At 40.3% G+C, this 13,026-nt stretch carries 13 protein-coding genes; 7 read left to right on the forward strand and 6 right to left on the reverse strand.

Translation table 11 applies throughout. The features are described 5' to 3' along the window. The first annotated feature begins 44 nt into the window (after positions 1-44). The 5 genes from arfB (at position 45) to ACKLNX_RS17065 (ending at position 3,950) form a co-directional block, all read left to right on the forward strand. Positions 45-461 carry an alternative ribosome rescue aminoacyl-tRNA hydrolase ArfB gene (gene arfB, locus ACKLNX_RS17045; protein ID WP_412973231.1) on the forward strand — a complete coding sequence of 139 codons (417 nt, stop codon included), beginning with the start codon at positions 45-47 and terminating at the stop codon, positions 459-461. 67 nt (positions 462-528) lie between these two features. Continuing rightward, on the forward strand, positions 529-1,401 hold the full coding sequence (locus ACKLNX_RS17050; RefSeq protein WP_412973232.1) for a mechanosensitive ion channel family protein: 873 nt from the start codon (positions 529-531) through the stop codon (positions 1,399-1,401). A gap of 178 nt (positions 1,402-1,579) precedes the next feature. After that, positions 1,580-1,846, forward strand: a complete 267-nt coding sequence (locus ACKLNX_RS17055) for a PepSY domain-containing protein (RefSeq protein WP_412973233.1) — start codon at positions 1,580-1,582, stop codon at positions 1,844-1,846. Positions 1,847-1,907: 61 nt separating this feature from the next. Continuing rightward, complete coding sequence (locus ACKLNX_RS17060; RefSeq protein ID WP_411693513.1) at positions 1,908-2,585, forward strand: response regulator transcription factor; 678 nt, start codon at positions 1,908-1,910, stop codon at positions 2,583-2,585. Between the two features lie 12 nt (positions 2,586-2,597). Then, positions 2,598-3,950 carry an ATP-binding protein gene (locus ACKLNX_RS17065; protein WP_412973234.1) on the forward strand — a complete coding sequence of 451 codons (1,353 nt, stop codon included), beginning with the start codon at positions 2,598-2,600 and terminating at the stop codon, positions 3,948-3,950. 35 nt (positions 3,951-3,985) lie between these two features. Here the strand turns inward: ACKLNX_RS17065 and ACKLNX_RS17070 are convergent, their stop codons facing one another. Further along, positions 3,986-5,035, reverse strand: coding sequence for an AI-2E family transporter (locus tag ACKLNX_RS17070; protein ID WP_412973235.1), 1,050 nt, complete (start codon positions 5,033-5,035; stop codon positions 3,986-3,988). Positions 5,036-5,250: 215 nt separating this feature from the next. Between ACKLNX_RS17070 and folX the strand changes: the two genes are divergently transcribed. Next, a complete protein-coding gene (folX, locus tag ACKLNX_RS17075) occupies positions 5,251-5,616 on the forward strand; it encodes a dihydroneopterin triphosphate 2'-epimerase (RefSeq protein ID WP_411693510.1) in 366 nt (121 codons plus the stop codon). Between the two features lie 6 nt (positions 5,617-5,622). Continuing rightward, positions 5,623-6,513, forward strand: coding sequence for a TIGR01777 family oxidoreductase (locus tag ACKLNX_RS17080; protein WP_412973236.1), 891 nt, complete (start codon positions 5,623-5,625; stop codon positions 6,511-6,513). A 421-nt stretch (positions 6,514-6,934) separates the two neighbouring features. Here the strand turns inward: ACKLNX_RS17080 and ACKLNX_RS17085 are convergent, their stop codons facing one another. The 5 genes from ACKLNX_RS17085 to ACKLNX_RS17105 all read right to left on the reverse strand — a co-directional run bounded on the left by ACKLNX_RS17085 (position 6,935) and on the right by ACKLNX_RS17105 (position 13,023). Continuing rightward, positions 6,935-9,832, reverse strand: a complete 2,898-nt coding sequence (locus ACKLNX_RS17085; RefSeq protein WP_412973237.1) for a prolyl oligopeptidase family serine peptidase — start codon at positions 9,830-9,832, stop codon at positions 6,935-6,937. After that, entirely contained in the window at positions 9,829-10,371 is a 543-nt protein-coding gene (locus tag ACKLNX_RS17090) for a hypothetical protein (RefSeq protein WP_411693507.1), read from the reverse strand. The genes ACKLNX_RS17085 and ACKLNX_RS17090 overlap by 4 nt, the downstream gene beginning before the upstream one ends. 172 nt (positions 10,372-10,543) lie before the next feature. Beyond that, complete coding sequence (locus ACKLNX_RS17095) at positions 10,544-10,828, reverse strand: hypothetical protein (RefSeq protein WP_412973238.1); 285 nt, start codon at positions 10,826-10,828, stop codon at positions 10,544-10,546. Between the two features lie 43 nt (positions 10,829-10,871). Further along, on the reverse strand, positions 10,872-12,101 hold the full coding sequence (locus tag ACKLNX_RS17100) for an ABC transporter permease (protein WP_412973239.1): 1,230 nt from the start codon (positions 12,099-12,101) through the stop codon (positions 10,872-10,874). Beyond that, the gene (locus tag ACKLNX_RS17105; protein WP_412973240.1) at positions 12,094-13,023 is read right to left on the reverse strand and encodes an ABC transporter ATP-binding protein; all 930 of its coding nucleotides are present in this window, start codon (positions 13,021-13,023) and stop codon (positions 12,094-12,096) included. Before ACKLNX_RS17105 ends, ACKLNX_RS17100 begins: the two co-directional genes overlap by 8 nt. Positions 13,024-13,026 lie beyond the last annotated feature (3 nt).

Consider the following 13,026-nt stretch of genomic DNA (forward strand, 5'->3'; position numbering starts at 1 on the left):
GCTTCGGTTTAGACTGAAACCAAAAAAGAGACATTTCAAATTATATGGCTATATTTGTGAAACATGACATCAGTATCGATGAAAGCGAGTTCAGCTTGTCAGCTACTCGCGCTCAAGGTGCTGGCGGGCAACACGTTAATAAAGTAGCAACAGCCATATATTTGCGTTTCGATATACGGCAGTCCTCACTTCCAGACAAGATAAAATCAAAACTCCTAGCCAGTAACGACTCTCGAATTACATCCGAGGGTGTTCTCGTAATACGCGCCCAGAACCACCGCACTCAGGAACAAAACAAGCGAGATGCGGTCCAACGACTTGTGGAAGTAATTAAAGAAAGCACCTACGAAAAACCCGTTCGAAAACCAACAAAACCCAGCCGCTCCTCACAACGAAAACGAATGGATAGCAAAACGAAAAGTGGTATTCAAAAACAACTCAGAAAAAAGATAGATATGTAGATACCTCCTTATACGCCCAGCAAATTGCAAGCACCAATGATTTAGCTAACGAGAGTACAGAAAAAGCATGGAATTTATCGAACAAGTAAAACACTATTTCAATATCCATTTATTCAATATTGCTGACCATCCATTGAGCCTAGGGCAATTAATACTTATTCCTATTGTCGTAATTGTAGGTGTTGTCCTTACTCGGAAAACAGTAAGAATAACGTCCGAACGCTTGATTAAAAAAGGGGTGCAGCCCGATTTAGTGCATTTAGTGAAGCGTATTCTGTATGTTGTCGCTATTTTAATGTTAGCGATCACAACGCTTGAGTTCTTAGATGTCCCCATCACGGCCTTCGCTTTTCTCTCTGGCGCCATTGCGATTGGTGTTGGTTTCGGCGCACAAAACATTATTAACAACTTCATCAGTGGTTGGATATTAATGTGGGAGCGACCTATTAAGATTGGCGATTTCCTTGAAGTCGACAATGTGAAAGGTAGAGTAGAGGCTATAAACACACGCTCTACCAGAATTCGACGTGTCGATGGTGTTCACTTACTTGTGCCAAATAGCAAATTACTTGAAAATACAGTCACAAATTGGACTTTGATAGATCAAAGAGCGCGCACTTCAGTGCGTGTAGGCGTAGCTTATGGTTCAGATTGCAATTTAGTGCGCGATCTAATCGCACAAGCAGTTAACGAACAAGACGGAGTATTAAACGAACCAGAGCCCGTCGTAGTATTCGATGATTTCGGCGATAATTCTTTGGCATTTGAGGTCTACTTTTGGATTAATGCCAGTATTGAAGGCCAACTACGCAATATCAGAAGTAATATTCGCTTTCGAATAAATGAGTTATTTAATGAAAACAATGTTGTCATCTCATTCCCTCAACGTGACGTGCATTTAGATGGCTCACTTACCCTTATACAGCCGAATGAAAAATGACACTTCAACGCTATTGGATGTCGTGATAATGTAGCCCCATTAATCATGTTGCGATCGCCCAAGGCATTGTTTTAGGTATGTGCAAGTCTATATTCAGCTTGAGTTCATCCAAACACGACATAATTGACAAGCTAAAACAGCGAAACCCGTTTAATCAACAAATGAGTAGGTAAAAAATTTGATCACCTTGCGTTCTTTCTTTCTTGCTGTCACCTTAATTTTTTCCAGTCAATTGGTCTTGGTACCCGTTGTTGTTGCAAAAGTTAAACAAGAGCAGAGCATAATCAGTGAATCACAAGCCTCACGAAAAGCACAAAAAGCCGTTGCTGGTAAAGTGCTGAAAGTAGAACTAAAGGGCAATGTTTATAGAGTAAAAATTTACCAAGACTCTGGGCGTGTTGTTTATGTCAAAGTTGATGCAATAACCGGGAAAATTCGCAAATAAGATCATTTTTTATCTAAATGTCTTTTTCACAGCATGTCAAAAATTTTAAACGGAGTTACTTATGCGGATTTTGATAGTCGAAGATGATAGCAGATTGCTACTTCAACTTGACCAATATATGCAATCACAGGGGTTCAGTGTCGACCTTGCGGACGATGGCGAAAAAGCCTTATATCAACTTAACGAATATGACTATGATCTTGCGATTATTGATGTTGGCCTACCAAGCATGGATGGTTTTGAAGTAGTTCAGCGCGCCCGTGCGAATGACATCACCTGCCCTATTATTATCTTAACCGCTCGTGACCGCTGGCAAGAAAAAGTGAAAGGATTAGAATGCGGTGCGGACGATTATCTAACCAAGCCCTTTGTTCACGAAGAGCTTCTAGCAAGAGTGAAGGCTCTCATTCGACGCAGTGCAGGACAAGCCAGCCCTATTGTACAAAAAGGCCCTCTGTCACTCGATACAAGTGCGAATCAGTTGTATGTCAACGAGCAGCCTATTGAATTAACCGCTTACGAGTACAAGGTTATCGAGTACTTAATGATGAACCCCAATAAAGTGGTGTCGAAAACAGAAATGGTTGAGCACATCTACGACCAAGACTTTGACTTAGACAGCAATGTGATAGAAGTTTTTGTGGGCCGTCTTAGACGCAAAATTGACAAAGATAGTAGCATTAAACCAATTGAAACATTGCGTGGCCGTGGTTACCGACTCAATGCCAGTTTGCAGTAAAGTAGACAACTAATGAAAACGTGGTCGATTACTCAACGGATTTTCTTTACCTGCTTCTTGTTTGTTGCGATCTTTTTCCCTGCCATCATATTGTCGATGCAAAACGCTTATGAACGCAGCTTAACACAAGCAAAGAAAGAAGAGCTTTCGACCACCGCCTTCGCAATGATTTCAGAATTTGAGTTTGAAGATGGCCAAGCTGTTATGCCTCCCCGCCTTTTTGTAGAAGACTTAAACTTACCCGGGTCTGATTTAGTTGCTGTGATTAAGTGGAGAAAGCAACAAGTGTGGCAATCTCAATCGTCTATCGATAACAATATTAATGCCAGTATGTTTAACCTATTGTTTCGTCAAACAGACGGGCACTCACCTCAAGAAACAATCTTCCTAACTGACTTTAATGAGGAAAATCCACATTTTGCGCTTTCTAAAAAAGCAGAGTTCTTTATTGATGGTGAGTTTGAACAAGTAAGCTTCTTAGTAATCAACAATAAGAATGTTTACGAAGGCGAGTTAAGCACATTCATCAACAGATTGTGGGGATGGATAGCGGTATTGGGGCTTGTTCTTCTTGGGCTAATCGCCCTTTCCCTGCGCAGTGTTTTTATGCCCATGCAAAAAATTATTGCGCGAATAGGTGAAATTGAAGAAGGCAAAATAGACACCATTGATGACGAATACCCGCATGAGTTGAAGCCCCTACAAAACAGCATTAACAAACTTCTCAATAGTGAAAAACAGCAAAGGGAACGCTACAAGAAGAGTTTGGATGACTTAGCGCATAGCATCAAAACGCCATTAAGCGTTATATTAGGCCAGGCAGATTTGAGTTCAGATATAAAAGAGCCTGTATTGCATATTGATAATATTGTTAAACGACAACTCAAAAGAGCCACTATTAATGTCGTCGGTTTTTTACCCAGTATCGACGTTTTTCCTGTGACCCAATCACTTCTTGATGCGATGCGTAAAATTCATCAGCAGAAATCTTTATCATTTGACTTAGAGATGCCTCAGCCGGCCCCCGTATCGATTGATCAGACTGACTTTATGGAAATTATCGGAAACTTGCTCGACAATGCATGCAAGGCCGCAAGAACTTCTGTAAAAGTGGTTTATGAAAAAGGTGAAAAGCTCACGTCAATTAGTGTGATAGATGACGGTAAAGGGATATCAGCATCAGCCATTTCTGCCATAACTGAACGCGGTAGACGCTTAGATACCTATTCTGAAGGTCAAGGCCTTGGCCTCGCTTTAGTTGTTGATATGCTTGAAAGTTATGGCGGAGAACTTAACATAGAAAGTGACGCGAGCAAGGGCAGCGTTTTCCGCATCCAAGTGCCCCACCTTCGTGCCAATAAATAAAGCTAAACGTCTTTTCACCTTGTCTACTAGAAGGCCTATTTTTCGTCCTTCGCTTCAAGCAAGGGAGTATCGTCGCTAGACAGCAGAACGGCTAACCACTTGCTTTCCTCTCGTGATTCGAGTGCTATTTTAACTACCATTGTGAGTGGTACAGACAACAACATTCCAACACTACCTAGCAACCATCCCCAGAATATTAAGGATAAAAATACAACCAAGGTAGAAAGCCCTAAGCCACGTCCCATGTAGCGCGGTTCAATAACATTTCCCATTACCATATTAACAACAACAAAGCCTAAACCAGCAAGCCCAGCCTTTGCAAATCCAAACTCAACAAAAGCCATTAATACCGCAGGCACGGCAGCAATTATGGAGCCTATATTTGGAATGAAATTGAACATAAAAGCCAATACAGACCAAAGTAAAAAATGATCTACACCAAGAATGTACAACCAAATAGCAATGCAAATACCAGTACCTAAACTCACCAAGGTTTTAATCCCTAGATAGCTATTCACAGATAATAAGAAACGATCAATATGGGTCATCTTCATGTCCGGATCTGCCATCGCAACATGGATGCGTTTAGGCATACTTTCGGCTTCAAACAACATGAAAATAACCGTCAATAGTATGAGCACGAGATTAGATAGTGCACTCCCCATACCGCTTAAGAAGCCAGTCGCTACTGACATTGCGGCTCCCGGGTCCATATAGGTTAGCAGTAATTCTTTGTCGATATTAATGTTGAGTACATTTAGTTTATTTACAATCCAACTAAACTCATCGGTTAGTTGTTCTCTATAAACTGGCATGTTCAAACGAAATTCGCTGAGTGACTTAGTAATTAAGCCAGCGAGCATAAATCCAATAATCATTATTATCAGTATAACTAGGGTAACAGAAAGCCAACGTGGAATTTTATAGCGGCTAGCCCAATTGATGAGTGGGCTACAAGCAATTGCAATAAAAGCGGATAATAAAAACGGGACCATAATCACACTCGCAGCCTTTATGCCAGCCAGTACGATTATGACACATGCCATAACAATCATCGTTTTAGCGATGGGTGATTTTATATCCATAGTTTTTTATCCAAAATAATAATTGTCAGCGAAACAATCTCAGTGTCTATACTTATAAAGCGCTAAATTAAATGCTTTATAAATGAATAAGCTTGTAGACAAGTGAATAAGTATCGTTGATAGTTTAATTGAAATACCTGTTTAGTATGACAATTTTTTAAAAACAATCACATATAAAGTTTCAGTAGAAGAGAATAAAGGGAAATATTGAACAAATGAACCTGAATCAAGCCACAATCAGAATTAAAAATTTGAGACTTCGCACCTATATTGGTATTAACGAAGATGAGATAAAGAATCAGCAAGATGTAGTGATAAACGTCCTTATTCACTACGATGCAAAAAAAGCTACCGATTCGGACTTAATGGACCATGCTTTAAATTATAAAACCATTACTAAAGCCATCATCCGTTTAGTGGAGGATAATCGCTTTTATTTACTTGAAAAATTAACTCACGATGTATTGAATATAGCGGCTGAACATCCTTGGGTAAGTTACGCTGAAGCTGAAGTTGATAAACCCCATGCACTTCGTTTTTCTGATTCCGTTTCGCTCTCATTATCGTGTTCAAAGGAGTAAGGTAACATGTCAAAAAGCATATTGATTACTGGAGGTACGGGCCTTATTGGACGCAATTTGGTGGCAGCTTTAGAAAAGCAATATGCGATAACCGTCGTAAGTCGCGATCCAGCGCGAGCAATACGTTTATTAGGTGACAATGTTAAAAGTATAAGTGCTGAAAACCTCGTTTCAGTTGATGAGTATGATGCTATCGTCAATTTGGCAGGCGAGCCAATAGCCGATAAACGTTGGACTGACAGTCAAAAAGAGCAGATATGTCAGAGTCGTTGGCATATAACCACACAACTGGTTGAATTGATTAATTCAGCCAAAGATGCACCTAGCGTCTTCATCAGTGGCTCAGCGGTTGGTGTTTATGGACGTCAGGGCGATACTGTCGTAGATGAAACATTTACTGATTTTCACGAAGAATTTAGTCGCAAGGTTTGTCAAAAGTGGGAGGATATTGCTTTAAAGGCAAACACTCGTGTGTGCATTATGCGCACAGGCGTAGTGCTATCTGATGAAGGTGGTGCTTTAGCAAAAATGCTCATGCCATTTCGCTTAGGTCTAGGTGGTCCAATTGGCACAGGTAAACAGTTCATGCCGTGGATCCACATTGAAGATATGGTGAAGGGCATTCAATACTTGTTAAACACTGAAGCGGCCAAAGGTATCTATAACTTTACCTCACCAAACCCAAATACCAACCATTTCTTTTCACTAGCCTTGGCGAGGCGCTTAGAAAGACCGTGTATTTTTAGAGTGCCTGCTTTTGCGATAAAAGCACTAATGGGTGAGTCTTCAGACTTAGTTTTGTATGGGCAAAAAGTTATCCCACAAAAACTAATAGATGAAGGGTTTTCTTTCGGGTTTCCTACTTTGAAGGAAGCTTTGGCGGATTTGGATCTTTGACATTATTTTAAACTAAACAGGAAATGTGACTGAACTAAACAGGATGAATCATTGAGCTAAGGTTAGTAACTCAAAGCACCGATTTTATTTAATATTTAATGTTTTACCTGTATTCCTTCGTAGGAACTTTGATTCAAACTGACAGGCAAGAATGCCCCACTCCTACCTGTCAGCGCCTCGAGAGTGTCACGACCGAGAGACTGTCACTTTCGCGAAACCGTAAAGTTCGAGAGACTGCAAATTTCGAGAGACTGTCACCACCGCTAAATTGTCACCACCGCCAAACTGTCACCACCGCGAAGGCGGTGGCCTCCTTGGTACGATAAATTGCTCTCCCAAAAAATATCGTTTCAATAAGCCGATAACCTCCCCAAATAACTTGGATTTTGCAATGTTAAACTTACAGCAAGCTAACGATACTCTATTGCACAAACTTCTGCTGAAAGTGACGCTTCCCATGAACATCATAAACACTCAATTGATAAGATGAGCCTTTTTCAACATTCTCAATCTTAAAATAATCATTCCAAGTGCTTGATTCTTTTCCGGTTATCGGTTCAATCTTAATGCTAACTAGTTGCCCGTCTTTATCAAATTTTTTCCATTCAACCAAGATCATCGTTATCTCGGAACTAGATAGAAAGCTACCGAACTCAATTTCAAAGTCGAAACCAAGGTAAAGGTTTTCCTCGGCAAGTATGGCCAATAGTTCACCTGTGCTCGGCTTAGTTAAATAGTTAAGCTCTCCCTTTCTACCGAACACAGCACTTTTGATATATTCAAAATAACCCACGTCTTCTACTGACAGCTCAAAGGCAAATGACTCTATTTTGTATGCCTCTGTCACCAGCCCAATCAACAAATTACGCTCTTGCTTAGTGTAATTATCCTTAACAAGTGTTCGAGCAAGCGACTGACTGAATAAGCTCGCGTCTTCTCTATTGATGAGCTGTTTTGATATAAGCCTAAATTCATCAACACAGGCTTGAACATCTTTCACACTCTCATCCTCTGCAAGGCATCGTAGCTGAGCAAGGGCGAGTTTTACTTTTAGTACGTCACTTTGCTGTTGTACTTGAGTGAACAAATCCAAGGCTCGTTTATCATTAGTTGGCGCAAACCATCCATTCATATAAGCCGTTCCTAAACGAAACTTCGCATTAGGGTGTCCGGCAGCCACTGACTTTTCTAGTAATTCAATTCCCTTTGCATGGTCAACTTTAACATTATCACCAGACAAATATCGCACACCCATCGAGTAGCTTGCTTCCATAGAATCAAACGGTTCGGCTCTCACCAAATACTCGGCAGCAAGCTCAAGGTCTTTATCAATATCATCTCCATTTTGGAGATACTCCGATAAAATTGTAAAGTCATAACCGTACGCTTCTTTATTATGATCATTCTCGAAAGCAATATCAGGAATAGGAATGTTGAGTTTCTGATGTAAAAAATCAACTTCTAACGCTGCTTGGTGACGATCCTCAGACCAAGTTAGGTGTCCATGTGCAGCATACTTGTAAGCAACGAGACTTACGTCCTTGTTGTGTTTTTCCAACATGTAATGCATTCGATTTGTGTGTTCGTAATGCGCTATCCTATCTAATACACCACCGATCAATAAAATAGGAATATTGAATTTTTGTGCATAATAGACCGGTGATATAGCCTGATTTTCCGGCTTATTTTCACCAACTACTCGAGCGACTTTATCTCTAAACTCATCAGTCGTGTTGCGGTTGGTGCTATTGAACAACAAAGGAATGTCGTAGATACCAAACGAGGCGATAACACAATCATAAATTTCAGGGTGTTTAGCCGCTAATACCATCGATGAATATGCACCATAGCTGGCACCAATAGCACACACCTTATTGAAGTTATTGTTGGCTAGCACACTGTCAACAACAGCACTTATATCTTGTTCGATAAGTTGACCAAATTGACCGACGCCTTTCTTTCTAAAGCTTTTTCCGAAGCCCTCAGAGCCCCTAAAATTTACCCTTAAAACAGTAAAACCACGATTGGCTAAAAACTGCACTTCTCTATTGAATAAATTATTGTCTCTAACACCGATGGGACCGCCGTGAGGGCGCACCAAGAGCACGTTGGCATCGTAACCCTGAGGTCGTGTAATAAACGCTTCAATCTCAACCCCCTCCTCGTTTGCGACACTAAACGATTCTGAGGGCGCAAATTTGTACTTATCCAGTTTAGGATACACGGAGACCATCTTGGTCATTGAATCATTTTTATAGTCGTATACGTAGTACTCGCCTGCATTATCGTCACCTGTAACAAAAATAAGCAAACGCTTAAACTCTGAACTCTCGTCAATAATATTGGGAGAGCCGCTTTCAAAACTCGACCGTAGTCGTTCGACAATCTCATTGGTTGTCGCGCCTAGCCATTCTCTGAAGGGCAAGCCGTTTTTAAAGTATTCCACTGAATTTAGCTTTCCATCAGCAGTTACATATGCATTTATCAAGTCATTATTGCTGTTTTCATAAAGAATGTCGCCTAAGGTTTGAGAGCTAATATTGAAGGTTTGTAGTACCACTGTATCGCTTTCTTTATTCGTTAAAACAGCAAGGCGATCTGGCCCGATAAAACCAACCGGTTCAATCGTCTCATCTTTATTTGGCTTAGTGAAAAGAGGAAACCAATTGCTCTTTTCTAAAGTTCTGTATTGAACACTAACAAGCTTAGTTTCATCTGAGTAGAACTCCCCAAATACGCGCTTGAATGCGACGTCATATTTATAACGTATGAGGTTTTTGTTTGATTTATCTATTTGCTTAGCATTTGAAAAATCATTTCGTTTTAGGTCTTCAACACTTACTTTGTAAAGTCGTTGAATAGTGTATGAGTTTATTCGCTCGGTTTTTGCGAATAAGACATTAACGGGATCATTGGCCAAAATATTAACCAGATAGCCTTTTTCCAAAACAACTGCTTTAGTTTTAAATTCGTTACCTATGCGCTCAAAGGTTAACAAAGTCTGTTTGTTCCGACCTCTTTTTGAAGATGTTTCTAAATAGATAACATCTTTATTTACCCAAGTGAAATTGAGTAGGCGCACATCTTTTGCGATGGAGGCAAGCGAGAATATGCGTTGTTCACTGATATCAACAAGCTCGATATAAGCTTCTTCTTTTGTTTGTAGTATGAAAGAAAAATATTTTCCTGTTGGGGATAACTGTCCTGAGCGATGTTCGGCTGCAGTGAACAATTCTTCAGCTTTAATAAAAAGGTGATTTTCTTGAGCAATTGAGGTGTTAACAAGGCACAAAAATATGATAGTGATAATGTGCTTCATTCTGTCTCTCCCTGCTGCTCAGCAACAAAAGTGAGGAATTCATCATTTCCAGTACCACCAAAAACAAGGCTGCGTTTGTTCAATATTGTTGGGTAGCTTTCTTGCATGAATTGAAGCGCTTGGCTCGATTTATTCACTAAATCAACATAGGTAGAAGGTCGGTAATATCCTCGTGTGAACATTTCTAAGTGTCCAATATAGTTAACCTTACCTGCCTGAATTGTGAAATCCCAAATGAGATCTTCATCAAATGAAAGGTAAAAATACTTACTTAGGTCAATTTTTCTTATCTTGTAATCGCCCGCGGGCAGATTAATTAAGATATAGTCAGCATCAGCTGATAAGTCTTTGTGTGTAAGTTCAATTCCAGCTTGACCTGTCAATAACATTGACTTTAAGTCATGACTAGTTTGAATGCCAATAAGGAGATAGCCCTGGTCGGGTGATGTGATGAGGTCGTTGTCGACTTTTATATTTTCTACGGTTGATTTACAAGCAAATAAAAACATTGCAAGCAGGCAAACAGTTGCGTATTTCATAGAATTCCATTTCCAAATAATTTCAATGGATGAGTATAAAACAAATCAAAGCTATCGACCAGTCTCTATGATCGCTGCACTTAGAAGAAGTCGATAGCTTGAATTTGTCCTAAACTCACAGGATCGGCACTCTTTGTTTATTACTTCCCTTTAGAGCCTCTAGTTTCAGTAATTAACTAATGACACTCACATCTGGAACTTCAATTACCGTTTTAGCATCCGCTCTTTCAATAATTTTAACTAACGTCGTTTGAATGGTTTCGTCGTCCCTTGCATCTGACTGGCTTGCTAAGCGTTGCTCTTGAACCTCTGCGCCCTCTTCTAAAATGAAGCTAACAAGCACTGAACTGGCGCAATCTTCCTTTTCTCCGAAGTATTCTAGAGTGATTCGAGGGTAGCCTTTGTCGCCCTTTTTTACTTGCTTGGCAATTCGTTTTTTAGCTTTATCTATGTGCATTTCCCTTCCTCATTCTTATCGCGTTAGCTGCGTGGTACAAGTCTTAGCCTGATTTTATTGTCCAACGTAACATATCCTTCAACGTGGGCTCCTTACCATACATGATCATGCCCATTTTAAACAATCTTCCAGCGGTTCCTCGCACCCAAAAACATAAGATAAGCATTAAACCTAATGAAATGAGTGGCTGCCAAATAGGTACTTCTGTTAAAGACATCCTTACAGGCATAGCCGCAAATGCGGTAAGTGGGAAATAACTCAAAAAGCTCAAAGCCCAGCCCGAAGGACTGTCCATGCTCAAAAACGTTAAAATCATGGGAACTAAAGGTAGCAGCATTAAACTGGTCTTCGCACTGTGGTTAGGATCGTCAATGGCGGCTGCAATGGCTGCCATAAACGCGGTACATAAATACAAGCCTGCTAATGCAAAGACAAATAACCAAGGAAGTAGCGACCAATTAATAAATGCGAGACTAAGGCTTTGGTTATTAATGACGACACTGAAAAAGGCATAACTAAGCAAACCGGTGATCGCGCTGTTGGTCATGGCTTTTAGTCCATGTAAAATCTGCCCTAAAATTTTACCATCAATCCATGTTTGCGCGCTCACACAGGAGTAAAGTTGCTCCGTCACTCGCTGCTTTTTTTCACCTGTCACGCTGGCAAAGAGCTGACCAAACGCTGCAAACACACCTATCGTTAGTAGTATGATCATAGCGATAGCACTTGTAGAACTAACCCCGTCGTCTGTTCTAATGCTCTCATCCATGTACTTAAGTTGAAAAGTAGCTGGCGTAGTTAACACTGTGAGTTGTTGCTCTTTCAATCCTAGTTTTTCAGCAAATGTAATTGAGTAGTGCTTAGAAAGCGTTTGTTGAAGTGTGTTTAGCCAGGCTAGTTTTTCATGGCTAAAAATGCTTATTTTACGTTGGCCATTTATGTCAACTTCTTGCAGCAAAACTGCATCATAAACTGAATCCTCATTTAGCTGCCCCGTGAGGGACTCCAGCGAGTCAGTGCTGGGTATAAAAACAAATTGCCCGATATTTTCTGGCAACGCATATTCCGAATTAGAAGCCATGATTGCTATCTGATAACTTGGCTCACTATCGTCTTTGACGTTTTGCCAAATAAGCACCATCGCAGCAATCCCCACCATAATGAGCTTAGAAATAATCTCTTGCTTCCATTTAAAGAACTGCATGAACTCCCATGTTGTGACCAAGCGAAGTTGACGCATTTTATTTTGCTGGGATTGATGATTATTATTCATGCGCAGGCACTCCATGCTTAGTAATTGCTTGCAAGTAAAGTTGATGCAAGTCCAACTGTTCACTTTGCACCTTTAGCACTTCGCCCAATTTAGGCAAATCAGCCAATAAGTCATTTAGGCTACGATCTACATTAAGTGCTATCTCAAGTTTGCGTTCGTTTAACCATTGATAGTCGAATGTTTCTAATATAGATGTAGCAAGATTTTCATCAATATCGGCGGAAAATGTTACCCTAACCTTCGTTTGACCTGCTTCTTGCTCCTGAAAATCAGCTAAGTTACCGTAAAATACAGCCTCGCCTTTGTTCATGAGCAAAATGCGTTTTGCCAGTTTTTCAACCATCGCCATTTGGTGTGCACTTAAAATAACCGTCATACCTTTAGCTGTTAGTTCTGATAAAAAGTCGACAACTTTTTCCTGATTCACTGGGTCAAGACCAGAGAAAGGCTCGTCTAATATTACCCAACTCGGGTTATGAATGACGGCAGTGATCAACTGAACTTTTTGTTGATTGCCTTTCGACAACGACTTTAGTTGATCATTCTTACGTTCAAGCAAATCAAAGCTTTCTAACCATTTATCTGCCTCAATTAGCGCAGAATCTTTGTGCATGCCATTGAGTTGTGCGAAGTACAATATATTTTTGAGAAGAGACTTTTCTGGATATAAGCCGCGATCTTCAGGCAAATAACCAAGCTGATGGGATGGAATCGCATCATACACTTGTCCATCTATTTCTAGGTTAATTTTGCCAGAATCGGGTTTGGTGAACCCTGTAATCATTCGAATAATAGAGGACTTCCCCGCGCCATTCGGCCCTAGTAAGGCAAAAATTTCACCTTGGCTTACTGAAAACGATAAGTTATTTATTGCGACGACATTCGCATAACTTTTACTTACCTGACTTATAACTAATTCCATGTA

The organism is Glaciecola sp. MF2-115 (assembly GCF_047250385.1).
In the GTDB taxonomy this organism is placed as follows: Bacteria; Pseudomonadota; Gammaproteobacteria; order Enterobacterales; family Alteromonadaceae; genus Glaciecola.

What these genes read in the sequence shown, in the direction of transcription:
- arfB (WP_412973231.1), top strand. Translation starts at nt 45, where the DNA reads ATGGCTATATTTGTGAAACATGACATCAGTATCGATGAAAGCGAGTTC.
- ACKLNX_RS17050 (WP_412973232.1), top strand. Translation starts at nt 529, where the DNA reads ATGGAATTTATCGAACAAGTAAAACACTATTTCAATATCCATTTATTC.
- ACKLNX_RS17060 (WP_411693513.1), top strand. Translation starts at nt 1,908, where the DNA reads ATGCGGATTTTGATAGTCGAAGATGATAGCAGATTGCTACTTCAACTT.
- ACKLNX_RS17065 (WP_412973234.1), top strand. Translation starts at nt 2,598, where the DNA reads ATGAAAACGTGGTCGATTACTCAACGGATTTTCTTTACCTGCTTCTTG.
- ACKLNX_RS17070 (WP_412973235.1), bottom strand. Translation starts at nt 5,035, where the DNA reads ATGGATATAAAATCACCCATCGCTAAAACGATGATTGTTATGGCATGT.
- folX (WP_411693510.1), top strand. Translation starts at nt 5,251, where the DNA reads ATGAACCTGAATCAAGCCACAATCAGAATTAAAAATTTGAGACTTCGC.
- ACKLNX_RS17080 (WP_412973236.1), top strand. Translation starts at nt 5,623, where the DNA reads ATGTCAAAAAGCATATTGATTACTGGAGGTACGGGCCTTATTGGACGC.
- ACKLNX_RS17085 (WP_412973237.1), bottom strand. Translation starts at nt 9,832, where the DNA reads ATGAAGCACATTATCACTATCATATTTTTGTGCCTTGTTAACACCTCA.
- ACKLNX_RS17090 (WP_411693507.1), bottom strand. Translation starts at nt 10,371, where the DNA reads ATGAAATACGCAACTGTTTGCCTGCTTGCAATGTTTTTATTTGCTTGT.
- ACKLNX_RS17095 (WP_412973238.1), bottom strand. Translation starts at nt 10,828, where the DNA reads ATGCACATAGATAAAGCTAAAAAACGAATTGCCAAGCAAGTAAAAAAG.
- ACKLNX_RS17100 (WP_412973239.1), bottom strand. Translation starts at nt 12,101, where the DNA reads ATGAATAATAATCATCAATCCCAGCAAAATAAAATGCGTCAACTTCGC.
- ACKLNX_RS17105 (WP_412973240.1), bottom strand. Translation starts at nt 13,023, where the DNA reads ATGGAATTAGTTATAAGTCAGGTAAGTAAAAGTTATGCGAATGTCGTC.